Origin of the sequence: Streptomyces sp. NPDC058653 (assembly GCF_042716895.1) — a bacterium.
In the GTDB taxonomy this organism is placed as follows: Bacteria; Actinomycetota; Actinomycetes; order Streptomycetales; family Streptomycetaceae; genus Streptomyces.
In genome coordinates, this window is record NZ_JBHXRM010000005.1 from 16,207 (window position 1) to 42,694 (window position 26,488).

The 26,488-nt window shown below is 71.0% G+C and carries 20 protein-coding genes; 14 read left to right on the forward strand and 6 right to left on the reverse strand.

All coding sequences use genetic code 11. The features are described 5' to 3' along the window. The first annotated feature begins 185 nt into the window (after positions 1 to 185). The 10 genes from ACFWU9_RS06060 to ACFWU9_RS06105 all read left to right on the forward strand — a co-directional run bounded on the left by ACFWU9_RS06060 (position 186) and on the right by ACFWU9_RS06105 (position 12,690). On the forward strand, positions 186 to 1,031 hold the full coding sequence (locus tag ACFWU9_RS06060) for an HAD family hydrolase (RefSeq protein WP_384315173.1): 846 nt from the start codon (positions 186 to 188) through the stop codon (positions 1,029 to 1,031). Next, complete coding sequence (locus ACFWU9_RS06065) at positions 1,028 to 3,382, forward strand: glycoside hydrolase family 65 protein (protein ID WP_384315174.1); 2,355 nt, start codon at positions 1,028 to 1,030, stop codon at positions 3,380 to 3,382. Before ACFWU9_RS06060 ends, ACFWU9_RS06065 begins: the two co-directional genes overlap by 4 nt. A gap of 239 nt (positions 3,383 to 3,621) precedes the next feature. Further along, a complete protein-coding gene (dnaK, locus tag ACFWU9_RS06070) occupies positions 3,622 to 5,547 on the forward strand; it encodes a molecular chaperone DnaK (RefSeq protein ID WP_384315175.1) in 1,926 nt (641 codons plus the stop codon). Between the two features lie 10 nt (positions 5,548 to 5,557). Then, positions 5,558 to 6,190, forward strand: coding sequence for a nucleotide exchange factor GrpE (locus ACFWU9_RS06075; RefSeq protein ID WP_384315176.1), 633 nt, complete (start codon positions 5,558 to 5,560; stop codon positions 6,188 to 6,190). A gap of 7 nt (positions 6,191 to 6,197) precedes the next feature. Next, positions 6,198 to 7,160, forward strand: coding sequence for a DnaJ C-terminal domain-containing protein (locus tag ACFWU9_RS06080; RefSeq protein WP_384315177.1), 963 nt, complete (start codon positions 6,198 to 6,200; stop codon positions 7,158 to 7,160). After that, positions 7,157 to 7,510, forward strand: coding sequence for a chaperone modulator CbpM (locus ACFWU9_RS06085; RefSeq protein ID WP_384315178.1), 354 nt, complete (start codon positions 7,157 to 7,159; stop codon positions 7,508 to 7,510). The genes ACFWU9_RS06080 and ACFWU9_RS06085 overlap by 4 nt, the downstream gene beginning before the upstream one ends. After that, positions 7,501 to 10,146, forward strand: a complete 2,646-nt coding sequence (gene clpB / locus ACFWU9_RS06090; protein ID WP_384315179.1) for an ATP-dependent chaperone ClpB — start codon at positions 7,501 to 7,503, stop codon at positions 10,144 to 10,146. The genes ACFWU9_RS06085 and clpB overlap by 10 nt, the downstream gene beginning before the upstream one ends. A gap of 5 nt (positions 10,147 to 10,151) precedes the next feature. Beyond that, positions 10,152 to 10,637 carry a thioredoxin gene (gene trxA / locus ACFWU9_RS06095; RefSeq protein ID WP_384315180.1) on the forward strand — a complete coding sequence of 162 codons (486 nt, stop codon included), beginning with the start codon at positions 10,152 to 10,154 and terminating at the stop codon, positions 10,635 to 10,637. 5 nt (positions 10,638 to 10,642) lie between these two features. Beyond that, positions 10,643 to 10,906 (forward strand): UBP-type zinc finger domain-containing protein, encoded by a 264-nt coding sequence (locus tag ACFWU9_RS06100; protein ID WP_384315181.1) that lies wholly within the window; start codon positions 10,643 to 10,645, stop codon positions 10,904 to 10,906. Then, positions 10,906 to 12,690, forward strand: coding sequence for an FAD-dependent oxidoreductase (locus ACFWU9_RS06105; RefSeq protein ID WP_384315182.1), 1,785 nt, complete (start codon positions 10,906 to 10,908; stop codon positions 12,688 to 12,690). The genes ACFWU9_RS06100 and ACFWU9_RS06105 overlap by 1 nt, the downstream gene beginning before the upstream one ends. A gap of 47 nt (positions 12,691 to 12,737) precedes the next feature. On the opposite strand, the gene ACFWU9_RS06110 is transcribed toward ACFWU9_RS06105, so the two are convergent. Further along, complete coding sequence (locus tag ACFWU9_RS06110; RefSeq protein ID WP_384315183.1) at positions 12,738 to 13,493, reverse strand: SGNH/GDSL hydrolase family protein; 756 nt, start codon at positions 13,491 to 13,493, stop codon at positions 12,738 to 12,740. Positions 13,494 to 13,745: 252 nt separating this feature from the next. Between ACFWU9_RS06110 and ACFWU9_RS06115 the strand changes: the two genes are divergently transcribed. Beyond that, positions 13,746 to 14,702: a nitrous oxide reductase family maturation protein NosD gene (locus ACFWU9_RS06115; RefSeq protein WP_384315184.1), complete on the forward strand. Its 957-nt coding sequence runs from the start codon at positions 13,746 to 13,748 to the stop codon at positions 14,700 to 14,702. Positions 14,703 to 14,821: 119 nt separating this feature from the next. Here ACFWU9_RS06115 and ACFWU9_RS06120 read toward each other — a convergent pair whose 3' ends face one another. The 3 genes from ACFWU9_RS06120 to ACFWU9_RS06130 are packed head-to-tail and all read right to left on the reverse strand — an operon-like array spanning position 14,822 to position 21,182. Then, positions 14,822 to 16,117, reverse strand: coding sequence for a hypothetical protein (locus ACFWU9_RS06120; RefSeq protein ID WP_384315185.1), 1,296 nt, complete (start codon positions 16,115 to 16,117; stop codon positions 14,822 to 14,824). Beyond that, complete coding sequence (locus tag ACFWU9_RS06125) at positions 16,114 to 17,250, reverse strand: hypothetical protein (protein ID WP_384315186.1); 1,137 nt, start codon at positions 17,248 to 17,250, stop codon at positions 16,114 to 16,116. The genes ACFWU9_RS06120 and ACFWU9_RS06125 overlap by 4 nt, the downstream gene beginning before the upstream one ends. Further along, positions 17,250 to 21,182 carry a tetratricopeptide repeat protein gene (locus ACFWU9_RS06130; RefSeq protein WP_384315187.1) on the reverse strand — a complete coding sequence of 1,311 codons (3,933 nt, stop codon included), beginning with the start codon at positions 21,180 to 21,182 and terminating at the stop codon, positions 17,250 to 17,252. The genes ACFWU9_RS06125 and ACFWU9_RS06130 overlap by 1 nt, the downstream gene beginning before the upstream one ends. Positions 21,183 to 21,244: 62 nt before the next feature. On the opposite strand from ACFWU9_RS06130, the gene ACFWU9_RS06135 reads away from it, so the two are divergent. Then, positions 21,245 to 21,580 carry a trypco2 family protein gene (locus tag ACFWU9_RS06135; protein WP_384315188.1) on the forward strand — a complete coding sequence of 112 codons (336 nt, stop codon included), beginning with the start codon at positions 21,245 to 21,247 and terminating at the stop codon, positions 21,578 to 21,580. Between the two features lie 87 nt (positions 21,581 to 21,667). Here the strand turns inward: ACFWU9_RS06135 and ACFWU9_RS06140 are convergent, their stop codons facing one another. Then, positions 21,668 to 22,795, reverse strand: coding sequence for a type III polyketide synthase (locus ACFWU9_RS06140; protein ID WP_384315189.1), 1,128 nt, complete (start codon positions 22,793 to 22,795; stop codon positions 21,668 to 21,670). A 10-nt stretch (positions 22,796 to 22,805) separates the two neighbouring features. Continuing rightward, complete coding sequence (locus tag ACFWU9_RS06145) at positions 22,806 to 24,014, reverse strand: cytochrome P450 (protein ID WP_384315190.1); 1,209 nt, start codon at positions 24,012 to 24,014, stop codon at positions 22,806 to 22,808. Positions 24,015 to 24,420: 406 nt separating this feature from the next. Between ACFWU9_RS06145 and hemC the strand changes: the two genes are divergently transcribed. Continuing rightward, complete coding sequence (gene hemC / locus ACFWU9_RS06150) at positions 24,421 to 25,356, forward strand: hydroxymethylbilane synthase (RefSeq protein ID WP_384315191.1); 936 nt, start codon at positions 24,421 to 24,423, stop codon at positions 25,354 to 25,356. 159 nt (positions 25,357 to 25,515) lie between these two features. Then, complete coding sequence (locus ACFWU9_RS06155; protein ID WP_384315192.1) at positions 25,516 to 26,439, forward strand: LLM class F420-dependent oxidoreductase; 924 nt, start codon at positions 25,516 to 25,518, stop codon at positions 26,437 to 26,439. The last annotated feature ends 49 nt before the right edge of the window (positions 26,440 to 26,488 follow it).

Genomic DNA, 26,488 nt, shown 5'->3' on the forward strand with positions numbered 1-26,488 from the left:
CCCGGCGGTCGCGGACCGGGGACGGTACGCCCCCACGCGGGCCGGCGCGAACCGGTGGCGGGCGCCGCCGGGGTGTTCCCGCTCTCCCGTCGCCCGCCCCCGCGGAATGTTCGCGAGGACCCGGCGGGCCACCCGCCCTACGATTGCCCGGAAAGCAGCCCCTTTCGACGGAGAAGGTGCGCCGCATGACGAAACTCGGCCTTCCGGACAGAATCCAGGCCTGTCTGTTCGATCTCGACGGTGTCATCACCAAGACCGCCGTCGTTCACGCGGCTGCCTGGAAGGAGACGTTCGACGAGTTCCTGCGGAAGCGCGGTGACGGGGAATTCCGGCCCTTCGACGCCGTCGCCGACTACAACCAATTCGTCGACGGTCTTCCCCGGGCCGACGGAGTACGCGCCTTTCTCGGTTCACGCGGTATCCAGCTGCCCAACGGCGAGCCCGACGACCCGCCCGACGCGGAGACCGTCCAGGGAATCGGCAACCGCAAGAACGAACGGCTGCTGAAGAGGATCAGGTCCGGTGGCGTCGAGGCGTACGACGGTTCGCTGCGCTACATCCGGGCCGTCAGGGCGGGCGGTCTGCGCACCGCCGTCGTCTCCTCCAGCACCAACTGCCGCGACATTCTGCGGGCCATCGACGCCGAGGCCCTCTTCGATGCCCGCGTCGACGGCGTCGTGGCGGCGGAGCGCGGCCTGCCCGGCAAGCCCGACCCCGCCCCCTTCCTCGCGGCGGCCGGGGACCTCGGGGTCGAGGCGGCGGACGCCGCCGTCTTCGAGGACGCGCTGGCGGGCATGGAGGCGGGCCGGTCCGGACACTTCGGGTACGTCGTCGGCGTCGACCGGGTGGGGCAGGCCGACGCGCTGCGGGCCCACGGCGGGGACACCGTCGTCACCGACCTGGCCGACCTCGCCCGCCCCGACGAACTGGCCCGCGGCGGGAACGGCCGGGGAGCGGGCCCCTCGGACCACGCGGACCGAGCCACCCACGCGGACCGAGCCACCGACGCCGACCGGGAGCCGAAGGCATGATCACTGACTCGATGTTCGCGGTGGAGCCCTGGTCGCTGCGCGAGACGGGCCTCAAGCTCGACCTGCTGCCGCAGAGCGAATCGGTCTTCGCGCTCTCCAACGGGCACGTCGGCTGGCGCGGCAATCTCGACGAGGGCGAACCGCACGGCCTGCCCGGCTCGTACCTCAACGGTGTCCACGAGACGCACCCGCTGCCCTACGCCGAGGCCGGTTACGGGTACCCCGAGTCCGGCCAGACCGTCATCAACATCACCAACGGGAAGATCGTCCGGCTGCTGGTCGACGACGAGCCGTTCGACGTGCGCTACGGGCAGCTGCGCTCCCACGAGCGGGTGCTCGACCTGCGCTCCGGTCTGCTGCACCGCACCTGCGAGTGGACCTCACCGGCGGGCTGCACCGTACGGGTGCGCTCCACCCGGCTCGTCTCCTTCACCCAGCGCGCGGTGGCCGCCGTCTCCTACGAGGTCGAGGCGGTCGACAGCGACGTACGCGTCGTGATCCAGTCGGAGCTGGTGGCCAACGAGCAGCTGCCCGGCGCCGAGGCCGACCCCCGTGCCGCCGTCGCCCTGGAGTCGCCGCTGGAGGCGGAGGAGAACTTCGCGTCCGGGCACCGGCTGAGGCTGATCCACAGCACCCGCCGCAGCGGGCTTCGGGTCGGTGCGGCGGCGGACCACATCGTCTCCGGGCCCGAGGGCACCACGACCCAGAGCGAGTCGCACGACGACATCGCGCGGCTGACCGTCACCACCGTCCTCTCCCCGGGCAAGCGGCTGCGTCTCGACAAGCTCGTCGCGTTCGGCTGGTCGAGCACCAGATCGCTGCCCGCGGTCACCGACCAGGTGGACGCGGCTCTGGCCGGCGCGTCGAGCGTCGGCTGGAAGGGACTCGCCCGCGAACAGCGGCAGTATCTCGACGACTTCTGGACCCGCGCGGACGTGGAGGTGGACGGCGACGAGAAGATCCAGCAGGCCGTACGGTTCGCACTCTTCCATGTCCTCCAGGCCGGTGCGCGCGCCGAGCAACGGGGCATCCCCGCCAAGGGGTTGACCGGATCCGGCTACGACGGGCACGCGTTCTGGGACACCGAGGCGTTCGTCCTGCCGCTCCTCACGTTCACGCACCCCGAGGCGGTGGCGCACGCCCTGCGCTGGCGCCAGAGCACGCTGCCCGCCGCGCGTGCGCGTGCCAAGCAACTCGGACTGGGCGGGGCGACGTTCCCCTGGCGGACCATCGAGGGCTCGGAGTGCTCGGCCTACTGGCCCGCCGGTTCGGCGGCCTTCCATGTGAACGCCGACATCGCCGATGCCGTGGTGGGGTATCTGTCGGCCACCCGGGACAAGGAGTTCGAGGTCGACTGCGGCCTCGAACTGCTCGTGGAGACCGCGCGGTTGTGGCGCTCGGTCGGCCACCACGACCACCACGGCGCGTTCCACATCGACGGGGTCACCGGACCCGACGAGTACAGCGCCGTCTCGGACGACAACACGTACACCAACCTGATGGCCCGGACGAATCTCCTCGCGGCGGCCGAGACCGCCGAGCGCCACGCCGATGCCGCCGCCCGGCTCGGCGTCGACGACGAGGAGAGTGCCGCCTGGCGGGACGCGGCCGACTCCATGCACATCCCGTACAACGACGAGTTGCGGGTGCATGAGCAGGACGGCGGATTCACCCGGCACCAGCATTGGGACTTCGAGGCCACCCGGCCCGACCAGTACCCGATCCTGCTCAACTTCCCGTACTTCGACATCTACCGGAAGCAGATCGTCAAACAGGCCGACCTGGTCTTGGCGATGTACAAGTGCAGCTCGTTCTTCGACGCCGACCACAAGGCGCGCAACTTCGCCTACTACGAACCCCTGACCGTCCGCGACTCCTCGCTGTCGGCCTGCTGCCAGGCGGTCATGGCCGTGGAGACGGGACATCTCCGGCTGGCCTACGACTATCTGACCGAGGCCGCGCTCATGGACCTGGAGGACCTTGAGCACAACACGCGGGACGGGCTGCACATCGCCTCGCTCGCGGGTGCCTGGATGGCTCTGGTGGCCGGCTTCGGCGGTATGCGGCACAGCTGGGACAGGCTGGAGTTCTCGCCCAGGCTGCCGGAGGAGATCAGGCGCCTCGCGTTCACCATGCAGTTCCGCGGCCGGCGCATCCGCGTGGAGATCACCTCGACGACCGCCACGTACACCATGCCCCAGGGCGAACCGCTGAAGATCCACCACTACGGCGACCCCGTCACCCTCCAGGGGGGACTCGCCGAGGCCCGCCCCATCCCCGCGCTCGTCGCCCCGCCGACGCCGGGCTATCCGCCGGGGCGCCGGCCCAACGCGGCCGGGCACCGCCGCTGACCTCACGCGATGAGCCCCTTTCGCACGGCGTAACAAATGGTGTGAAACTGGACAGCGGTGAGTGGAATCACCGTCCACTCCCGGAGGGATCACATCAAAAGGGGATCAGACGCGGTCGCACAGCTCTGATCGAAGGCGCCGGCCCCTCGGTCACGCCGAACCGGGCCTGGCTTGCGACGCGGCCCACACCCGCCGCGGCGGGCCGAGTGCCTGGGGCGGCAGTACTGAGGAGTGCTTCCATGGCCAAGGCAGTAGGAATCGATCTCGGTACCACGAACTCGGTGATCGCGTCGTGGGAGGGCGGCGAGGCGACGGTGCTCCCCAACGCGGAGGGCACCCGCACCACACCGTCCGTGGTCGGATTCACCGATTCGGGAGAACGCCTCATCGGGCAGCTCGCCCGCCGTCAGGCGATTCTCAACCCCAAGGGCACCATCTACTCGGCCAAGCGCTTCATCGGCCGGCACTACGACGAGATATCCGACGAGGCCAAGGCCGTCGCGTACGACGTCGTGGAGGGTGAGGGCGGCGTCGCCCGTATCGACGTACGGGGCAAGATGTACGCGCCCGAGGAGATCAGCGCGCTTGTACTGCGCAAACTCGCCGAGGACGCCGGACGGTCCATGGGAGAGCGGGTCACCGAAGCCGTCATCACCGTCCCCGCCTACTTCAACGACGCGCAGCGCACCGCCACCAAGGACGCCGGCAAGATCGCCGGCCTCGAGGTGCTCCGCATCATCAACGAGCCGACCGCCGCGGCCCTCGCGTACGGGATGGACAAGAAGGAGCACGAGACCGTGCTCGTCTTCGACCTCGGCGGCGGCACCTTCGACGTGAGCATCCTGGACGTCGGGGACGGTGTCGTAGAAGTCCGTTCCACCGCCGGCGACAGCCACCTCGGCGGCGACGACTTCGACCGCCGTCTGGTCGACCATCTCGCCGACGCCTTCCAACGGGACAACGGCATCGATCTGCGCCAGGACCCGCAGGCACTGCAACGGCTCTTCGAGGCGGCCGAGAAGGCCAAGACCGAACTCAGCTCCGTCACCCAGACACAGGTCAGCCTGCCCTTCGTCACCGCCGACGCGTCCGGCCCCAAGCATCTGACCGAGACCGTCATGCGCTCCACGTTCGAGCAGATCACCGCCGACCTGGTGGAGCGCTGCCTCGATCCCGTCAAGCAGGCGCTCGCCGACGCCAAGGTCACCGACCAGGACATCGACGAGGTCATCCTGGTCGGCGGCTCCACCCGTATCCCCGCCGTACAGGCCCTGGTCCGCCGGCTCACCGGCGGCAAGGAGCCCAACATGAGCGTCAACCCCGACGAGGTCGTGGCGCTGGGCGCCGCGATCCAGGCGGGCGTCCTCAAGGGCGAGGTCAAGGACGTCCTGCTGCTCGACGTCACACCGCTCTCCCTCGGGGTCGAGACCCGCGGCGGCGTGATGACGAAGATCATCGAGCGGAACACCACCATCCCCGTCCGGCGGTCCGAGACGTTCTCCACCGCCGCCGACAACCAGCCCGCCGTCGACGTCGTGGTCGTACAGGGCGAACGCGAACTGGCCGCCGACAACCGGGTACTGGGCAGGTTCCAGCTCACCGACATCCGCCCCGCGCCCCGGGGTGAGCCCCAGATCGAGGTCACCTTCGACATCGACGCCAACGGCATCCTCAACGTCAACGCGAAGGACCAGTCCACCGGCAAGGAACAGTCCATCACCATCAGCGAGGGCTCCAACCTCGACCGGTCCGAGGTCGAACGGATGGTCAGCGAGGCCGAACGCAACCGTGGCGAGGACCAGGCGCTGCGCGAAGCCGTCGACGCCCGCAACGAACTCGACGCCGCCGCCTACCAGGTGGAGCGGAGCCTCGCCGAACTCGGCGACTCCGCGCCCGAACACGAGAAGGCCCGTGCGCAGATGCTGATCACCGATGCCCATCAGGCCGTCAAGGAGGAGGCCGACCCGGCGAGGGCCAGATCGCTGACCTCCGAACTCCAGCAGGTGCACGCCGCGCTCTCCGCCCGCCGGGCCGGGCCGGGTCCGGGCGGTGACGGCGAGGGGCCGGGCGGCGGAGAGGGCTCCGACGACGAGTCCGGGTCCGGGCCCGGCTCGGGCGGCGGAGCCGACGACGACGTCATCGACGCCGAATTCAACAAGAGCTGAAGCGGCCGCCATGACTACGTCCCAGGAAGCGGCGCCCGAGCCGCCCCCCGAAGGCAACGAAGGCAACCAGGACACCGGGCGGGGCGACGCGGGCAACTGGCCCAACGACCCCGCCGCGCCGCACGGTCCCGGGGCCCCGGGGCCGAAGGACCCCGGAGCCCCCGCCACGCCCGGCGCCCCCGCCGCCCCCGACCAGGGGGAGCAGGTCCCCGTGGCCGAGCTGGACGAGCTGAGGGACCGCTGGAAACGCGCCCTCGCCGACCTCGACAACCTCCGTAAGCGCCAGACGAAGGACCTGGCACGCGAACGGGACTCCGAACGCGCCCGCGTCGCCACCGTCTGGCTCCCGGTGGTGGACAACCTCGAACTCGCCCTGTCCCACTCCGAGTCGGCGACCGAATCCCTGGTCCAGGGGGTCAGGGCCGTACGCGACCAGGCCGTCGACATCCTCGACCGGCTCGGCTACCCCAGGGACGACGAGACCGGCGTCTCCTTCGACCCGCTCCGGCACGAAGCGGTCACCGTGGTGGAGGACCCCGACGCCGAGCCGGGGACCGTCGTCCAGTGCCTGCGTCCCGGCTACGGCGTACCCGGCCGCCAGCTGCGCCCGATGGCCGCCGTCGTCAGCAAGCGGCAGGAGTGACGCGCCCATGGCAGTGGACCTCTACGAAGCCCTCGGCGTGCCGCGCACCGCCAGCACCGAGGAGATCCAGCAGGCGTACCGCGCCCGCGCCCGCAAGTACCACCCCGACATCAACAAGGAACCCGGCGCCGAGGAACGCTTCAAGGAGCTGAACGAGGCCTACAGCGTGCTGTCCGACCCGAAGACCCGGGCGCGCTACGACCGGTTCGGCGCGGACTTCCGGAAGATACCCGAGGACTACGACGAGCGCGTGGGGGCCGGCACCCGGGCCGGAACCGGAGCGGGGAGGGGAAGACCAGGGCCTTCCGGACCCGGTTACGGCGGTGGCGGCCCCTTCGGGGGATCACCGGGCTCCTCCGGTTCCGGGGGGCCCGGCGTCGACTTCGAAGATCTCTTCGGCGGCATCTTCGGCGGCGGGGCAAGGGGCCGCGTGCCCGGCGCCGACCAGGAGACCGAACTGGTGCTCACCGTCGAGGACGCGTACCAGGGCGGCCGGCGCAGTCTCACCCTCTCCGGTCCCGACGGCAGCCGTTCCTACGAGGTCAACATCCCGCGCGGCGTCACCGAGGGGCAGCGGATCCGCCTCGCCGGGCAGGGCGGCCGGGGCAGCGGCAGCGCGCCGCCCGGTGACCTGTATCTGCGCGTACGTCTCGCCCCGCACGACGCCTACCGGGTCGACGGCCGCGACCTCACCGTCCAACTGGCGCTCTCCCCCTGGGAAGCGGCGCTCGGCGCCACCCTTCCCGTCACCACACCGCACGGGACCGCCAAGGTGTCCGTCCCGGCCGGTTCCTCCGGCGGGCGAAGGCTGAGGCTGCGCGGCGAGGGACTGCCCAACCCGCGCGGCAAGGACGGCGACCTCTACGCGGAGCTGCGGATCATGGTGCCGCCGCACCCCACCGACCGTGAGCGCGACCTCTTCGAAGAGCTGGCGAAGGTCTCCGACTTCGACCCGAGGAGGACGTCATGACCCCTCCACCGCGCCGTCCGGCCCACCCCCGTACGCGCGCCGTCTACGCGCTGGCGCCGCTTCCCGGACTCTCCCTGGAGACCGTCGCCCGCCGCTCGGGCATGCACCCCGACGCCGTCCGCAAGTTCGTCGCCCTCGGCCTGCTGGACGCCCGTCGCGAGGCGTCCGGCCGGCTCAGGTTCGCCGAGAGCGCCCCGCTGGAACTCGCCAGGATGGAGCGGCTGCGGACCGGCCTGTGCCTCAACTACGCCTCGCTCGGCGTCGTGGTCGACCTCCTCGACCGCATCAGCCGTCTCGAAACCGCCCTGCGCCGCCGAGACACCAGGAGTGATCAGCCGCCATGGACATGAACCGGCTCACGCAGAAGTCCCAGGAAGCGCTGCAGGACGCCCAGACCGTGGCCGTACGCCTCGGGCAGAACGAGACCGACGGCGAGCATCTGCTCCTCGCGCTCCTCGACCAGCGGGACGGCCTCGTGCCCAGGCTGCTCGACCAGGCGGGCACCGACACCGCAGACCTGCGCACCGCCGTGGAGGCCGATCTCTCCCGCCGGCCCCGGAGCACCGGCCCGGGAGCCGCACCCGGCCAGGTCTTCGTCACCCAGCGCCTCGGCCGGCTGCTGGACAGCGCCGAACAGGAGGCACACCGGCTCAAGGACGAGTACGTCTCCGTCGAGCATCTCGTGCTCGCGCTCGTCGACGAGGGCTCGGCGAGTTCCGCCGGACGCCTCCTGAAGGAACACGGCCTCACCAAGGAGGCGTTCCTGGGCGCGCTCACCCGGGTCCGCGGCAACCAGCGCGTGACGTCTGCGACCCCCGAAGGGGCGTACGAGGCCCTGGAGAAGTACGGCCGCGACCTGGTCGCCGAGGCACGCGACGGCACGCTCGACCCGGTGATCGGCCGCGACGCCGAGATCCGCCGCGTCACCCAGATACTCAGCCGCAAACGGAAGAACAACCCGGTCCTCATCGGCGACCCCGGCGTCGGAAAGACAGCCATCGTCGAAGGACTCGCCCAGCGCATCGTGCGGGGCGACGTCCCGGAAGGGCTGCGTGACAAGACCGTCTTCTCCCTCGACATGGGGGCGCTGGTCGCCGGCGCCAAGTACCGGGGCGAGTTCGAGGAACGGCTCAAGGCCGTGCTCGGCGAGGTCAGGGCCGCCGCCGGGCGGATCCTGCTCTTCGTCGACGAACTGCACACCGTCGTCGGCGCCGGAGGCGGCCCCGAGGGAGCCATGGACGCGGGCAACATGCTCAAGCCCATGCTGGCCCGCGGCGAACTCCATATGATCGGCGCCACCACCCTGGACGAGTACCGCAAACGCGTGGAGTCCGACGCCGCGCTCGAACGGCGCTTCCAGCAGGTGCTGGTCGACGAGCCGAGCGTCGAGGACACCGTCTCCATCCTCCGCGGACTGCGCGAGCGTCTGGAGGTCTTCCACGGCGTACGGATCCAGGACACCGCCCTGGTGGCGGCTGCCACGCTCAGCCACCGCTACATCTCCGACCGCTTCCTCCCCGACAAGGCCATCGATCTCGTCGACGAGGCCTGCGCCCGGCTGCGTACCGAGATCGACTCCATGCCCGCCGAGCTGGACGAGATCACCCGCCGCGTCACCCGCCTGGAGATCGAGGAGGCCGCGCTCTCCAAGGAGGAGGACGCCGCCAGCGAGGCCCGGCTCACCGAACTGCGCCGCGAACTCGCCGATCTGCGCGGTGAGGCCGATGCCTCACAGGCGCAGTGGGAGGCCGAGCGCCAGGCCATCCGGCGCGTCCAGGACCTGCGCCAGGAACTGGAACAGATACGGCGCGAGGCGGAGGAGGCCGAACGGAACTACGACCTCGACCGGGCCGCCGAACTGCGCTACGGGCGGATCACCGAACTCGAACGCCGGCTCGCCGCCGAGGAGGAACAACTCGCCGCCAAACAGGGGGAGACCCGGCTGCTCCGCGAGGTGGTCACCGAGGACGAGATCGCCGACATCGTCGCCGTCTGGACCGGCATCCCCGTCGCCCGGCTCCAGGAAGGCGAACGCGAGAAGCTGCTGCGCCTGGACGAGATACTCCAGGAGCGCGTCATCGGCCAGGACGAGGCCGTCCAGCTGGTGGCCGACGCGATCATCCGGGCCCGGTCCGGTATCCGCGACCCCCGCAGGCCCATCGGGTCGTTCATCTTCCTCGGACCGACCGGAGTGGGAAAGACCGAACTCGCCAAGACCCTCGCCGCCGCGCTCTTCGACTCCGAGGAGAACATGGTCCGTCTCGACATGAGCGAGTACCAGGAGCGGCACACGGTCAGCCGGCTCGTCGGCGCGCCTCCCGGTTACGTCGGGTACGAGGAGGGAGGCCAGCTCACGGAGGCCGTACGCCGCAAGCCGTACTCCGTCGTCCTGTTCGACGAGATCGAGAAGGCCCACGCGGACGTCTTCAACACCCTCCTGCAGATCCTGGACGACGGCCGCATCACCGACGCGCAGGGCCGGATGGTCGACTTCCGCAACACGGTGATCATCATGACGTCCAACATCGGGTCGTCCCATCTCCTCGACGGCGCCACCGCCGACGGCGAGATCAAGCCCGACGCCCGCGATCTGGTGATGGCGGAGCTACGCGCCCACTTCCGCCCCGAGTTCCTCAACCGGGTGGACGACATCGTGCTGTTCCAGCCGCTGGGTCTGGAACAGATCGAGCGCATCGTGGAGCTTCAGTTCAACGAACTGCGCGGGCGCCTCGCGGAGCGCCGGATCAGCGTCGACCTCACTCCGGGCGCCCGCGAACTCATCGCCCACCAGGGCTTCGACCCCGTCTACGGCGCCAGACCGCTGCGCCGGTACATCTCCCACGAGGTCGAGACCCTCATCGGCCGGGCGCTGCTGCGCGGTGACGTCGAGGACGGCGCGACGATCCTGGTCGACGCCCAGAACGGCGAACTCGTCGTCACCTTCGCCGGCAGCAGGCCACGCGAGACCGTCGGACAGGGAGCGTGAACACTATGGAATCGCCCGTCACGGACCCCGGGACCAAGGAGTCGCGGGTCACCGTCTGCCCGAACTGCGGACGCAGGAACCGGGTGCCGTCCGAGGCTGACTCCACGCCGAACTGCGGCAACTGCCACCACGCGCTGCCCTGGATCGCCGACGCGGGCGACGACGACTTCGCCCGGATCGCCGAACGGCCGGGCCCCTACGTCCTCGTGGACCTCTGGGCCGTCTGGTGCGGGCCCTGCCGCACGGTGAGCCCCGCCCTGGAACAGGTCGCCCAGGAGCTCGCCGGGGAGATCAAACTCGTCAAGGTCGACATCGACCGGTCGCCCGGCATCGCCGCCCGCTTCGAGGTGCAGGCCGTGCCCACGCTGCTCGTCATGGACGGCGGCGAGGTCATCGCCCGCCAGGCGGGCGCGGCACCGGCGGCCGCGCTGCGGTCCTGGGTGCGAGGGGCCGTCGCGGACCGCGAGGCCGCCCGACAGCAGAAGGAGTGAGCACCATGAGCATCGGAGTCGACCCGCATCTGTCCATGGTGCGATCCGTCGAGCCGCTCACCCCCGAAGGGTGCGAGGAGTGCCTGCGGCTGGGTACCCCCTGGGTCCAGCTGCGTCTCTGTCTGACCTGCGGGCACGTCGGATGCTGCGACTCCTCGCCGCTCAGGCACGCCCGTCATCACGCGCGCGCGGACGGGCATCCGATCGTCGAGCCCTATGTGCCGCGCCAGAACTGGCGCTGGTGCTATCTCCACGAGGCGCTCGTCTGATGCCCGCCGACGACGCGCCCGGGAGCGAAGTGCCCGTCGGCCGGGGGCACGCCGACGAGATCCCCGGCGTCGAAGTCCCGGCGTCCACAGGGCGGTTGCCCGCGCCGCCCCCCGACGAGACCCCCGATCTCCACGGCGCCTACCCCCGGCTGACCTCCGAACAGATCGACGTCCTCGCCCCGTACGGTGCCCGCCGCTTCTTCGAGCAGGGCGAACGGCTCTTCGTGGAAGGGCGGACCTGCGAGCGGTTCCTGGTGATCCTGAGCGGTTCGGTCGTCGTCGTGAAAGGCCCGGGGAGCCCGGACGAACAGGAGATCCGGGTCCATGGACCCGGCCGGTTCCTCGGCGAACTCGGCCTCCTCGAAGGCCGGGCCGCCTTCTACACCGTGACCGCCCGCGAACCCTGCGACGTGCTCGCCCTTCCCGTGGAGATGCTGCGCGAACTCGTCACCCGCGAACCGGGCTTCGGGGACCTCGTCCTCCAGGCCTGTCTCGTCCGCCGTGAGATGCACGTCGGGGAGGGCGTCGGCTTCCAGATCATCGGGTCCGGCTACTCCCCGGACAGCCGCAGACTGCGCGAGTTCGCCGCCCGCAACCAGGTGCCGCACCGCTGGACCGATCTGGAACGCGACCATGCCGCCGACGCGCTCCTGAGCCGTTTCGGCATCACACCCGAGCAGACCCCCGTCGTCCTGTGGGGCGGCCGGCACCTCCTGCGCAACCCCGGCAACGCCCAACTGGCCACGCTCATCGGCCTGCCCGCGACCGGCGTGCCGTCCGACACCGTCCGCGATCTGCTGGTCGTCGGCGCCGGACCGGCCGGACTCGCCGCTGCGGTCTACGGCGCGTCGGAGGGTCTGACCACCGCGATGGTCGACAGCGTCGCCACCGGCGGACAGGCCGCCACGTCGGGGCGGATCGAGAACTATCTGGGCTTCCCCACCGGCATCTCCGGCGGGGGACTCGCGGAACGCGCCGTCGTCCAGGCACGGAAGTTCGGCGCGGCCGTCACCGTGCCCGCCAAGGCGATCGCGCTGCGCGAGAGCGACGGCCATTACGTCGTCACCTTCGCCGACGGTACGGAGGCGGCCGGCCACCACATCGTGGTGGCCACCGGCGCGCACTACCGCAGGCTGACCGCCCCGGGCGTCGAGCGGCTCGAGGGCGGGAGCGTCCACTACGCCGCCACGCTGGAGGAGGTCCGCCGGTGCGGCGAGCAACCGGTCGCGGTGGTCGGCGGCGGCAACGCGGCGGGCCATGCGGCGCTCTTCCTCGCCGGGTTCACCCCCCGCGTCCAACTACTCCTGCGCGGGGGAGAGTTGGGCGCCTCCATGTCGCGCTATCTGGTGGACCAGATCGAACGCCACCCGCGCGTCGATGTGCGCCCGCACACCGAGGTCCGCGAGGCGCACGGGCGGAACTCCCTCGAAGAGCTCACCGTCGAGGACAATCGCACGGGGGAGTCGAGCCGTACGAGGGTGGGCGCGCTCTTCGTCTTCATCGGTGTCAGGCCCCACACCGGCTGGCTCCGGGGCACGCTTCCCCTGGACGAACGCGGCTTCGTCCTCTGCGGACCCGACGCCCTCGCGTCGACGAGCCCGGTGCCCCGGCGGGCGCTGACCCCGGCTCCGCTGATGCTGGAGACGGCGCTCACCGGGGTGTTCGCCGCCGGCGACGTACGCGGCGGCTCGGTCAAGCGCGTGGCGGCGGCGGTGGGCGACGGCGCGATGGCGGTGCGCCTCGTCCAGGAACGCCGGGCCCGCGAGGGACTCGGCCCGCCCTGAGACCGGTCCCCGGAACGGCGGCGCCCGGCCTCTTCGGACCCGGCGCGTTACGAGTCGCCGGGGGACGTCGAGGGCTGACGCAGCGCCGAGGGGCGGCGCGCCACGGCGACGGGCCGCCCTTCCGCCGCACCCGCCCGGTGGAGCACGCCCGCGAGTCCCTTCACCATCTCGGCCGCGATCACCGCCTGGCCGGATGTGGAGAAGTGGATACGGTCGGCGCTCAGCAACTCCGGCCGCGCGTTGAGCGGGTGGTCCCACATGTCGACCACCAGCACGTCGAATTCGGCCGCCAGGCGGCGCGTGATGTCGTTGAGGGTCCGCACCCGTCGGGGGAAATCGGGGATGGCGGGTACGTCGAAGGCCCTGCCGAGCGTGAACGTCGTCAGCCGCGCCCCGGTACCCGCCGCCAGCTCGAGGACCTGACGCGCCGTGCGCTCCGCGATACCGAAGTCGGGCCGCCGGCGGAACAAGTCGTTGGCGCCGCAGGAGACATGGACCAGATCCGGGCGGAACGCGACGATCTCGTCCAGCTGGTGGGCCAGCGTGTCGGCGGCCGTGGCTCCGATCGTGCCGGTGTTCAGATAGGCCAGTTCGGGACGGAGACGGCGCAGGACATCGGCGACCCGGTCCGCCCAGGGCGTGTTCGCGTAACCGGGACTCGGGTCCCCGGTCCCGGCGGCCAGGCTGTCGCCGGCCACCGCGTATCGCCGCCACGGCGAACCGGCCAGGAGCCGTACGGCACGCTCCGGTGAGAGGCAGAAGGGATCGGTCTCCTCGGTGAGGGCATTTGCCACAGTAGTCATGCCGTAAAAGTACGATCGGTCGTGCGCATACTGCAAGCAAGTGTGGCATCGGAGTGTCGGTGGTGTCCCGCGCCGGGGCCTGTCCGAGTGTTCGAGCGCGCGCATCGGGGGCAGGAAGGCTGACGGACCCTGATTGGTATGGACCTTGACGCGGTCGATCGGTGTCCCTACGGTGGCCACTCGGCTCCCCTGTTCACAAGCTCGTTCCCTGTTCGCATATGCGACCCCACACTCCGCAGGAAGGCGCTTGCGATGCGTGCTCGAAGGCTGCTCCCCACCCTCCTCGCCGTTGCCACGACGGCCGGTGTGCTGTCCGCGACCGTCACCCCCGCCCATGCCGCCGTCATCAATGTGAAGACCGCCGCCGAGTTGAAGTCGGCGCTCACCGCCGCCCGCCCGGGCGACACGATCCAGCTCGCCGACGGCTCCTACACGGGAAACTTCAAGGCGCTGGTCGCCGGCACCGCCAACTCCCGTATCACGCTCACCGGTTCGGAGAAGGCCGTGCTCAGCGCGGGCGGCGGCTATGTGCTGCATCTCAACGGCGCCTCGTACTGGACCGTCAAGGGCATCACCCTCACCGGCGCCCAGAAGGGGATCATGGCGGACAGCGCCAACGGCGTCGTGATCGACTCCGTGGTCGTGCACGACCTGGACATGGAGGGTGTCCACTTCCGTAACACCAGCCGTGACGGCATTATCAAGAACTCGCGGATCTACAACACCGGCAACGACGGCCGGGGGATGGGCGAGGGCGTCTATGTCGGCTCGGCGGGCGGTACGTCCGACAAGAGCGACAACGCGCAGATCATCGGCAACACCATCGGGCCCGATGTCGGCGGCGAGGCCATCGACATCAAGGAAGGCACCACCGGTGCGAAGATTATCGGCAATACCTTCGACGGGCGGGGGCTGACCGGTGCCAACTTCGACGACTCCTGGGTCGATGTGAAGGGCAACAACACGCTCGTCGAGAACAACACCGGGAAGAACACCACGAACAACGGCTTCGAGACCCACACCCAGCAGTCGGGGTGGGGCTGCGGCACGGTCTTCCGGGGCAACAGGTCGGATCTCAGTGGCGCCACCGGTGACAAGCAGCTGGCGATCAACGTGACCGCCGACACGGCGAGTTGCCGGACGACCGTGCACTCGAACAACACCGTGACCGGCGGCCGGGGCCTGACGAACATCGCCATCACGCCCTGACCGCCGCCGGTGCGCGGAGACCCCGATCGGGGCACCGGCCGTATCAGCGGCCACGACCGCGACCGTGACCCCGGTCCCGACCGCGACATCGGCCGCCGGGCGCCCTGGGCGCAGACGCCCTAGCCGCCCGGCGGCACGTCGCACAGATCGTCCAGCACGAACGCGTCGGCCTTCCTCTGCAACGTCCGCTCCGCCTCCAGTTGCCCGAGCAGCCGATCCAGCGCCTCCGTTTTCTCCCGATCCTCCAGGAATTGCAGTACGGCCCGCTGGAAGGCACCCCGCAGCGTCGACGGCATGGCGTCGGAGGCGTCCAGGCAGATCTGATCCGCTTCGTCGAGCATCGTCAGCACCGCAGCCGAACTCCCGGTCGGGGCATGCTTTCCCGTCATGCCCAGCGCACCCGAGGGAAAGTGCGGCCGCTCCCGCGGATCCGCCGCCTCGACCCAGTCGGTCCGGGTCTCCGGCGACGTCAGGGCCAGCATCAGCTCCCACGCGCCGGCGCTCGGTTTGAAGACCGCGGCCATGTCGCCCGAGACCTCGAAGGCACGCTGGTCCTTCGGTAGCCAGTCGATGAAGTCCGAGGTCGGAGCGGGCATGACGTCGGGGCCGTAGTGCCGGCCGATGAAGGAACCCTGATGCTCGCGGGTGCAGTCTTTCGCGTTCAACAGTCCGTACCTGCCCGCCCTCAGGTTCTCGAAGTTCTTGGTGAGTGAGTCCACCGCGTTCGTGGGCCTGTCGGAGGCGAGCACGGAGGCCCAGTCCAGCCAGGCCTGTCGCACCTCCTTCCCGGTCCATGGCAGCTTGCCGGTCGCCCACCGCTCGTACACCTCGTAGCCCTGTCGCTGGAGGAGCAGGTCCTCGATCCAGTCCGTCCCCGGCCATCCCGATGTCGCGCCGGACGCCATGCCCAGACACCACACGGCGTCCTCGGGCGTCGCGTCCCGCTCGCCGCCCCTGCTCCAGACGATGGACTTGAGGTCCACCCGGATCGGCACCCAGTACGCCCGCTCTCCCATCGTCGTGTCCTTGCCGACGGTGGTGACGTCGGGCGCCCAGGGCCCTATGGCCGCGTGCTCCACCTCCGGGGGCAGCGGGTACGCGTCGCCGTCGCGCGCGTACTCGGCCAGCTCGCCGGGGCCGTTGAGGATGGCCACGTCGGGCGGCGCGTCGGTCCGCAACTGCGCGACCAGCGTCTCGCGCAGGGAGCGGGTGCCCTTGTACACGTAATGCCGGCCCGTCCGCTCGCCTATCTTCGCCAGCGTCTTCTTGAACGACCTCTCCTCGCCGTCCGTCCAGGGACCGAGAACGACCAACGAGGGCTGCTCCTCGGCCGCGCAGCCCCCCGACACCATGGCCACCCCGGCGAGCAGCGCGCCCGCCAGCACCGACCGGACCAGCCGGTACGGGGTCCTCATGGCGTCCTCCAGAAGATCTGCAGGTGTCTGCGGCCGTAGTGGAACAGGGTGAAGCCGCCCGCCACCGCCCCCACCGCGCCGACCGCCAGGGAGAGTTCGGCGGCGAGCACCCACGCGCCGGGGTGGGTCCCGCGCAGGTCGACGGCCAACTGCTCGTCCAGCGACTCGATCCGCGGATCGGCCCCTGGGGTCGCCTGCACCGCGGCGAGTTGGGTGCCCGCCCGGCGCACTTCCCGCTGTGCGTGCTGCTGGCCGAGCCCGCCGAGCAGCAGGACCCCCAGGACCAGCGGGACCGGCAGCGCGTACAGCGTCAACAGCCACGGATGCACGCGCAGTTGAGCCCGGACGAAGTCGAGCGTGCCGACGACGACGAAGGCGAAGAGCAGCGCCGTCAGCAGGGCGGCCGACGCCGTCACCGCCGACAGCGAGGTCCAGCCCGACAACTCCGCGATGTCGCCCTCCAGTTCGTCTTCGAGGGCCAGGATGCGATTGATCACGGCCGTGGGCTCGTCGGGGCTGCCCGTGTCCCGCAGCAGGCTCCGGGCGTACTCCAGCCCGGCGTTGCGCAGCGCCGCGTTCTTGTGGTGGCTGTCCGCCCAGCCGATCCAGGAGTCGTACGCCACCACCAGCCCCGACACCACACGGACCTCCTGCTCCTGATCGGTGCGGAGTGCCTTCGTCTGCGCCGCGTTGTTGAGACTCTGCGCCGCCTCCGTCAACAGGGACGGGTACTTCTCACCGAGCCTGACGAGATCGGTCTGGGGCGGCGGCGCCGCCCTGCCTCTGCCGAGCCGCAGCGCCGCCTCGTCGTCCGCGAGCTCCAACGACGTCCGGGCATGGGCCAGTTCGACCAGGGCCGGGGCGTAGCGCTCACGCAGCTGTTCCGTACGGCCGTGCACGTCGAGATACGCCGTGCCGGCCAGTGCCAGGACCGTCAGCGAGAGCGCGGGAAGCAGCAGCATGCGGCTGAACATGAACGGCGCGGTGTGCCGTCGCGTGCCCGTGGGCGTACGGCCGGAGGACCGGCGCCACAGGGGCAGCCACAGGGAGCGCCACACGGTCCGCAGGCCCCCTCTCACCGCCGTGACGGCGGGCCGGAGCCACCCGGGCACGGTGAACCGGCGTCGCCGCATCAGCGCTCCCCGGCCTCGGCGACGTCGACGCGTCCGTCGATCTCCGGCGCGGCCGGCGGCTCGGTCCGCCCGCCGCGCAGCCGGCCGCGCAGCCGTCCGAGGCGCCAGCCGCGGACCGGATCCCGGTCGTGGTCGCGCCTGCTGTGGGTGAAGCCGAACGGCCGGGTGCGGTACGCGTTGTCGAGCAGGGCCTCCTCCAGGGCGGTGTGTTCACGCAGGGCCGTGTGCGGTACCTGTTTGGAGAGCCGCAGATAGCTCGCCGCGAGCTGTTCGCGCAGCTCGCGCTCGGTGCAGGGAACGGCGATGTCCTTGGGCAGCGCCTCGCGGAGCTTCCGCAGCGGGTCGGACTCCTGGTCGGTCGTGACCAGCCGGAGGAGCAGCTCCAGCAGATCGGTGCGCAGCCGCTCGTGGGCCTGACGGTCCGTCAGACCCTCGTCCCTGGCCAGCTGGTGCAGCGCCTCGCACGCCTTCGCGGCGGCGCTCACCGTCGGCGGCCCGCCGCCGGCCGGGGCCTCGGCGTGGATACGGGCCATGCCCGTGCGTGCGGCGGTGCGGTGCCGGGAGTCGGCGGGGACGGCCTCCAACTGGCCGAGCGCGAGCCGGCTGTCGCCTTCGGCCAGATGGATCCGGGCCAGACCGAACGCGGCGCCGCCCAGCGCGTGGTTGCGTTTCCACACCGCGCCGTAGAAGACCATCGCCTCACGTGGCCGGCCCAGGACCTCGTGGCAGTAACCGAGGGCGAGCTTGGGCGCGTACTCCCCGGGGATCGCCGCGTAGACCTGGTCGAAGGAGAGCAGCGCCGACTTCACGTCGTCCCTGGCGAGATGGAGCAGACCCTCGTGCCAGCGCAGTCGCCAGTCGTACTCCGCCAGGGCGCCGACGGCGCGCCCGGCCCGCTTCAACTCGGCCGCCGCCAGGACCAGTTGTCCGCCCGTGTCGGCCGACTCGTGCCGGGCGACGGCCAGATGCAGACGGCAGCGCAGCAGAGCCAGTTCGGGCGTGAGCTTCCAGTCGGCGCTCTTCTGGAGCAGCCCGACCGGATCGTCGTACGACGTCCGCCGCAGCCGCTGCCAGTTGTCGTCCTGGGGGTTCGGCTTGGGGGCGGGCAGCCCCACGGCCACCTCGGCGGGCCTCGGCGGCCCTATCGTCAGCGGGCGTTTGTCCGTGCCGCCGTGCCGCCACTGTTCGAGCGGGGGCGCCTTGCCGAGTTCGCCGTCGAGCGCCGCGGGCGCGCCCGAGAACACCGGGGACGGCTCGAACGTCTCCTCGTCCAGCCGTAGCGAGCGCAGCTCCCGCAGCACACCCCGGAGCTGGACCGCCATCTCCTGCGCGCGGGCGAACCGGTCCTTGGGACTGGGGGCCTGGGCGCGGTCCAGAACCCGTTGGAGAGAGGTCGTCCCGAGGTCCGCGGCGCGTCCGGGAACCTGGTCGAGCAACTCCTGGAGGACGGCACCGACCGCGTACAGATCGGCCGCGACGGTCACCTCCGTGGTGGTGCCCAGCTCGGGAGCGGCGAAGGTGACCGGGCCCGCGTGCCCCGGTTTCCGCACGCCCGCGACATCGATGAGTTTGATGCCGTTGCCGCAGTGCATGACATTGGTCAGGGACAGGTCGCCGTAGACGAAGTGCTCCTCGTCGTGCAGATAGCTGAGCGCGTTCAGGATGCGCAGTCCGTACGCGGCGATGAACTCATGGACGCGGTAGCCGGCGAACGGCTCCGCGTTCTGCTTGATCTGTTCGGCCACCCACTTCAGCGGAGCCCCGTCGGCGAACTCCATCACGATGAACCGGGCGTTGTTCGCCGGGTGTTCGGGCCGGTCGGGGTGGCCGGGATGCCTCGCGTAGTTGAAGACCTTGATGATCGAGGGGTGGTTGAGGCTGACCAGCCGGAGCAGCTCCAGCCGGGAGATCCGCCGGTCGGTCGGGTCGTCGGGGTCCCGTACGCCCTTCAGGGCGACGGGGCGGCTCTCCAGCATCTGGTCCCGGGCGAGATACACCTGTCCGTTGCTGCCCTCGCCGAGCAGCCCGACCACCCGGTACTGCTGGTGCAGCTCCTGGCCCCGTACGAGCCCGGCGTCCTGCTGGGGCTCCACGAACGCGTCCGGATCCCCGACGCTGATGTGCGGCAGATCGGTGAGACCGTCACCGGGCGGATTCACCACGTACTCACCCGGTGAGTAGGGACGGTCCAGAAGCTGGACGGCGGATCCGGTCCGCCGCACCGCGTCCTCCACGGCGATGTCCAGCAGGAACAGGTCGTACGCGAGGGCCGGGCTCCTGTGGGGCACGCCTCCGTCCTCGGCGCGCAACTCGCGCAGCCTGGCGGTCAGTTGCGGGTGGGCCGGTCGTGGCGCGTCGGTGATGGGCCTGGCTCCCGGGCGCGCGTACAGCCTGCGGAACCTTCTCTCCAGCTCGGCGAGCACGTCGAGGCGCGCCGCGACGGCGGCCGTGCGGCGCTCGGCCCACCCGTCGTCGAGGAGTCCCGCCACGACGAGTTCGAGCAAGGGGGACGCCGGGTCGCGGAAGACCAGCAGGAGCCGGGTTTGACGGCGCTCCCGTAACGCCGCGAGCAGCGGGAAGACCGCCTCTCCCGTCGGTGCCGTCCGGTCGACCGACAGGAAGGCGGCGGAGATCGTCGGGCTGTCGGCGGCGATCCTGGTGAGCACGCCTTCGTGCTCCTCCGGATCGTCGGATCCGGCCGGTCCGTAGGGCGCGCCGGGTCCCCCCGGCGGTCCGTGGGCCGCTCCAGGTCCGCCCGGTGCGACGGACGCCGCCGGGCCGGTGAGACCGAGGCGGTCGGCGGTGAGGCCCACCAGCTGGCCGGCGGTCAGACCCGCCGCGTCCACGGCGATGTCGATCGAGCCGACCGGCGGCTCCGTGGTGTCGCCAGGGCCCTGCACGCGCGGAGTGCGCTCGCGGTCGGCGAGGTTGAGCGTGGCGTGGATCGCCGACATGTCGTCCGGACGGTCGCCCCGGGCGAACATCAGCTCCACCGGCTCCGCCGCGACATGCCTGCGGGAGGCGGGGTCCGCGCCCGACGCGGCGTCCGAGGCCCGGGGAGCGGCCGAGCCCGGCGCCGGAGCCGCGCCGATCAGCCAGTGGGTCACCTTGCGGCGCAGTCCCTGGGCGCGGTTGGAGTCGCTCCTCGGCGGATTGCGCGGGATGGTGTCCGAGAGGGCGGTGGTGCCCGTCACCCGAAGGGCCGGCCGGTGACCGGGCGTCGGCTGCCGCAGGACCGAGAGATGACGCAGGATCGTCTCGGTCGGGATCATATAGGCGTGGCTCACCGCGACCGGGAACCGCTCGGTGCCGAACTGGTGCACCATGATGCCGATGACCCCGCCGGAGCGGGTGTGGACCACCCCGCTGCCGCTGTACCCGTGGCGAACCGCGTACGACCCGCCGTCCGGGTCGAGCTGGACCCACTCGGGAAACCGCCCGGGACCGCCGCGCCCCATCAGCCGGGCGTTGATGATCTCCCCGCCGGGGAGCTCGTCGGGATAGCCCACGGAGTGCACCGGTTCGTTTCGCGCCGGGATCTGTCGGTGCAGTACGGCGGTCTCCACCGGAGGCACGGCTGCCAGCCGCAGCAGCGCCATGTCGGCGCTGAAGTGCGAGGTGGGCGGCCTGAGATGGTCGGTCAGCACCTCGGCGCGCAGCCGCAGGGGAGGGTCCGCGGGTGAGCCGGGGAACTCCGCGTACACCACGTCGAGCGGCCGGGGCCGCTCGTCGCGCCGGCCGGCTCCCCAGGAACTGTCCGTCCCGCGACGGGGTTTGGACAGCACCACATGGGCGCAGGTGAGCACCAGTCCGCCGGGCAGCAGCACCCCCGCGCCGAGCGGTGCGGCGTCGCGGGTCTCCCCCTCGACCAGCCGGACCCGCCAAGGGCCGTCCTGCGACGGAGAGTTGGATGTGGTGTCCAGCTGGCTCATACTGCTCAACAATAACCACGGGGTGTGACAATTGACCCCCGCTGTGTGACGAGGGGGTCGAAATGGGCGCGCGTGGCGCACGTGGTGGACACGACGGCGCGGAGACCGTCGGTCTCGCCGAGGTGATCGGCCGGATCCGCGAGGAGCTGGAGGAGGCACAGCGGGGCGGCCGGGAGAGCAGACTCCAGTTCCGGGTGGAGCGGGTGCACGTCGAGTTCTCCGTGCAGGTGCGGCGCGAGGGCACCGGGCGGGGAGGTCTGAACATCGGCGTCGTCACCGCGGAGGCGGGCGGGACGGCGGCGCGCGAGAGCCTGCACCGCGTCGAGATCGAACTGATGCCGCACGACAGGGACGAGCGGCCGCCGGGCCCGGGCTTGAGCATCGGCGGGCCGAGATAGCGGCGGGGGCCGGTCCTCGGCGAGGTGCCGGACGGGACGATGGTCCCGTCCGGCACCCAAGGGGGACAGCGGCCGGAAAGCCCCGGATCAGCCGGCCGCGTCCGACCCCGCCATCAGGACCGGCGCCGGAAGGATCACTTCGCGCTCGATCCGACCGCTCTCCTGACCGGCCACGGACCAGGTGCCCAGGGTCAGTTCGGCCGTGATGCCGGGACCGAAGCCGGCGATCACCCCGCGCGCTCCGTGCTCGGCGCCGCCGTCCTCGAAGAACCGGTCGAGCGCGTCGAAGATGACGGCGCTCGCGATGTTGCCGCGCTCGGTGAGGGTCGCCCTGCTGTAGCGGAACTTCTCCGCCGGTACGTCGAGGTACTGGCAGAGATCGTCCAGGATCCGGGGACCGCCGGCGTGCACGATGTAGAAGTCCAGCCCCGACACGTCCCAGTCGTGCGGCTCCGCCATCTCCCGCATGGCGGGCGCCAGTACGGACATCGTGCCGGGCACGCGCTTGTCGAGCATGAAGTGGAACCCGGTGTCACGGACCGCGTAGGAGATCCAGTCCTCCGTGTCGGGCACCAGATGGGAGCCGTTCTGCTCAAGACGTACGCCGGTGCCTCCCTCTCCCCGGACGACCGCGGCGGCGACGGCGTCCCCGAAGAGCCCGTTGGAGAGCAGGTTGCCCACCGCGAGGTCCGTCGGCTGGTAGCAGAGCGAGCAGAACTCGCAGGACACGATCAGCACGTTCGCCCGCGGGTACGCGGAGCAGAAGTCGTGCGCGCGGTTGATGGCCGCGCCGCCCGCCGCGCAGCCCAGCTGGGCGATGGGCAGCTGACGGGTCTCCGACCTGAAGCCCATGGTGTTGATGAGCCAGGCGGTCATCGAGGGCATCATGAAGCCGGTGCACGACACATAGACGATCATGTCGATGTCCCGCGGCGTCAGTTCGGCGTTGCCGAGGGCCCGCAGCACCGCTTCCGGTACGCGTGTCTTCGCCTCGGCCTCGTACACGGCGTTACGGGTGGTGAAGCCGGGGTGCTCGAGCGTCGTCTCGATGGGCTGCACCAGACGTCTGGTCCGGACACCGGTGTTGGTGATGAGCCGTACGGCGAGTTCGAGCTGCGGGTGGTCGGGGTGGAGCTCCCGTGCCAGTTCCACGGTCTGTTCCAGCGTGATGACATGCTCGGGGACGGCGATGGCGGGCCTGCACAGAGTTGCCATGATCAGCTCCTTACCAGGTGACCGGCAGGGCGAGCGGGTATCGCCAGATCGAGACGGTGTTCCACCGCACCTCCTCCGCCGGGACGGCCAGACGAAGGTCGGGGAAACGGGTGAGCAGTGTGCCGATGGCGACTTGGAGCACCATGCGCGCGAGGTGCGCGCCCAGACAGTGGTGGCTGCCGTACCCGAAGGTCATGTGCACGGCGGGGTTCTCGCGGTGGAAGTCGAGCTCGTCCGGCCGGTCGTAGGCGAGTTCGTCACGGTTGGCCGTCAGATAGGAGACATGGACCGTGTCGCCGGCCTTGATGACGACACCGTCGAAGTCGACGTCCTCGGTGGCGACGCGGGGGATGCCGACGCCCTGGCGGAAGGGGATGTAGCGCAGCAGCTCCTCAAGGGCCTTCGGGAGCAGTTCGGGACGGGCGCGCAGCTCGGCCGCGCGCTCGGGCTGGGTCAGCAGCGTGTAGACGATGTTGCTGATGTTGTACGTGGTGGTGTCGTGCCCGGTGATCACCAGGAGCATGGCCAGAACGGCGAGTTCGTCCGCGTCGAGCGTCTCCTCACCGATGCGCGCGCTGGCGAGGCCGCTGATCAGGTCCTCGCCGGGGTTCCGCCGCCGCTCGGCCGTCAGCTCGGAGAAGTAGGCCCGCAGCCATGCCTTCGCCTCGACCGCCGAATTCCGGTCCGCGGCGTTCATGGACATCATGTCCATGGCGCGCTGCCGGAGTTGCGGACGGTCCGCCTCCGGTACGTCCAGCAGCTCGCAGATCGTCATCAGTGGAAGCCGGTCCGCGAGATGGTCGGCGATGTCCGCCGGCGCGCCGCCCTTGGCCATGGTGTCCAGCAGAGCGTCCACGGTCCGCTGGGTCCACGGGCGCAGCGCCTCCACCTGCGGGGTGGTGAACGCCTTCGTGATGAGCCTGCGCACCCTGTTGAGCGCGGGCGGGTCCATGAGGTTGATCGACTCGGACTGCGCGATGGGCGCCGGAGTGATCCGGGGGAAGTCCTGCCCGATCAGGGCGGCCCTGCTGAAGCGGCGGTCCGAGGTGACGGTCCTCACGTCCTCGTACCGGGTCACCAGCCAGCAGTCACCCTCGCCGTACGGCATACGTACCCGGGCGACGGGTGCCTCCAGGCGCATCCGGGTCATGAAGGGGTCCGGTTCAAGGGCCTCGTCATGGCGGAAGGGGCAGGTCCCTACAGAGTCCACGCCGGTCATCACAGCACTCCCACGGGCAGGATGGTCACTCACGGTGACGTTGGCAACCTTGAGTTCATTCCGTACGGAAAGGGCCACCATGCGCGGCGATGCCAAGCTCACCTGTACGGGTAACCGGCGGATCCGGCGCACTCGGTCCGACACCTTGTGCGGGCTTCGAAGGGACGTCGTCATTCGTTCGGCCATCTGCTTATGGCGCCTTTACGTCGCACCGTCACGCCTCCCGGCGTACGCCCGGCGGGATCGGGGAGCCGTCGAACACGCCGGAGTCCGGTGGTCCCGCCCCGGAGCGCGGCCCTCCCGCTCGTACACCTGACCGAGGCGGTCAACCCGCTTTCCGTGCCACTGTGATGGGCTTCCGGACCGGGTGCCGGGAGCGCCCTCCCGACGCTCTAGGGTGAACGCCATGTCCACCCCAGAACTGATCCGCATCGTCTCCCGCGACTCGCCGATGGCACTCGCACAGGTGGAGCGTGTGCGTGCCGAACTGACCGCGCTCCACCCCGGTATCGCGACCGAGGTCGTCCCCGTCAAGACGACCGGCGACAAATGGATGGGCGACCTGTCCCTGGTGGAAGGGAAGGGCGCCTTCACCAAGGAGGTCGACGCCGCCCTCCTCGCCGGACAGGCCGACCTCGCGGTCCACTGTGTCAAGGACGTGCCCGCCGACCGGCCGCTGCCCGCCGGGACGGTCTTCGCCGCCTTCCTGAAGAGGGACGACATCCGCGACGCCCTGGTCCACCCGGGCGGACACACCCTCGACGAGCTCCCTGCGGGGACCAGGATCGGTACCTCGTCGGTCCGGCGCGTCGCCCAGCTCGCCGCCTCGCACCCGCATCTCATGTGCGTGCCGATGCGCGGCAACGCCAACCGCCGGCTGGAGAAGCTCGCGGCCGGGGAGGCCGACGCGCTGCTGCTGGCCGCCGCGGGACTGGAACGGATCGGGCGCACCGACGTGATCACCGAAACCCTGCCGGTGGACCTCATGTGCCCGCCCATCGGCGCCGGGATCCTCGCCCTCCAGTGCCGCGAGGACGACACCGACACCATCGACGCCGTCTCCTCGCTCGGCGACCCCGACACGTACAAGGAAGCCTCCGCCGAGCGGATGTTCCTCCATGTCCTCCAGGGGCACTGCAACAGCCCCATCGCCGGATTCGCGCACGCGGAGCGCAGCGGCGGCCTCTCCCTGCGCGCCCGGGTCTTCACCCCGGACGGCAAGACGGTCCTCAACGCGCACGAGTGGGCGGGGCCGCTCGACCCGGCGACCCTCGGCACGTCGGTGGCCGTGGCCCTGCTCCGGCAGGGAGCACGCGAGCTGATCGACTCGATCGCGCACTGAGACCTCCCCGGCGCCTGCCGGCGGCCGAGACCCGGGCGCCCAGGGCGAGTTGGGGCGCGGGCGTCCACAGCGGGTCGGGACCCCGGGGCCACGGCGAGCCGTCACACAGCCGTCACACAGGACCGGAATGGGTGACCGGCGGGCGACGGTTCTCGGGACATGACTGTGGGAGTAGCACTCAACACGACCGATCCCGACAACCAGATCGACGCCACCGTACGGCTCGCCGAGGAGGCCGCGGCGGCGGGACTGCGGTCCGCCTGGTTCGGCCAGACCTTCGGCGCCGACTCGCCCCAACTCGCGGCGATCGTGGGACGTGAGGTACCGGCCCTCCAGGTGGGCACGTCCGCGATACCCGTGTTCGGACGGCACCCGCTGACCGTGTCGAGCCAGGCACTCACCGCGCAGGCGGCCACCCACGGCCGCTACCACCTCGGCCTCGCGCTCGGCACCAAGTTCCTCAGCGAGGGCGGCTTCGGCATCCCCTTCGAACGCCCTGTCGCGCGCCTGCGTGAATTCCTCACCGCGCTGCGCCAGTTGACCGAGACCGGCAACGCCGACTTCGAGGGCGAACTGCTCACCGCGCACACCCCCCTCTCCGCGCGAGTGCCCGGAGCCGACGCCGGTGTGCCCCTGCTGGTCGCGGCGATGGGGCCACAGGCGCTGAGAGTCAGCGGGGAGCTGGCCGACGGCATCCTGCCGTACCTCGCCGGTCCGCGTGCGCTGGCCGAGCACATCGTGCCGGCCGTCACCGCGGCGGCGGAGGCCGCGGGGCGCCCCGCGCCCCGGATCGTGGCGCTCGTGCACGGTGTGGTCACCGACGACGTCGAGACGGTACGTGCGTCGGCCACCGAGGCGCTCGCGTTCTACGAGCAGATCCCGTCCTACGCGCGGGCGATCGGACTCTCCGGCGGCACCCGCGCCGTCGATGTCTCCGTGATCGGCGACGAGCGGACGGTGGCGGCCGAGGTACGGCGCTACCGGGACGCGGGAGCGACGGAGGTGGTCTTCGCGGGCACGGAGATCGCGGGGGAGGCCGACCGCCGCCGCACCTGGAACCTCCTGGGCGAACTCGCCGACTGAGAGCGCGCCCGGGCCCAGACCACTGACAAAGTGCCTGGTCAAGCCCCTG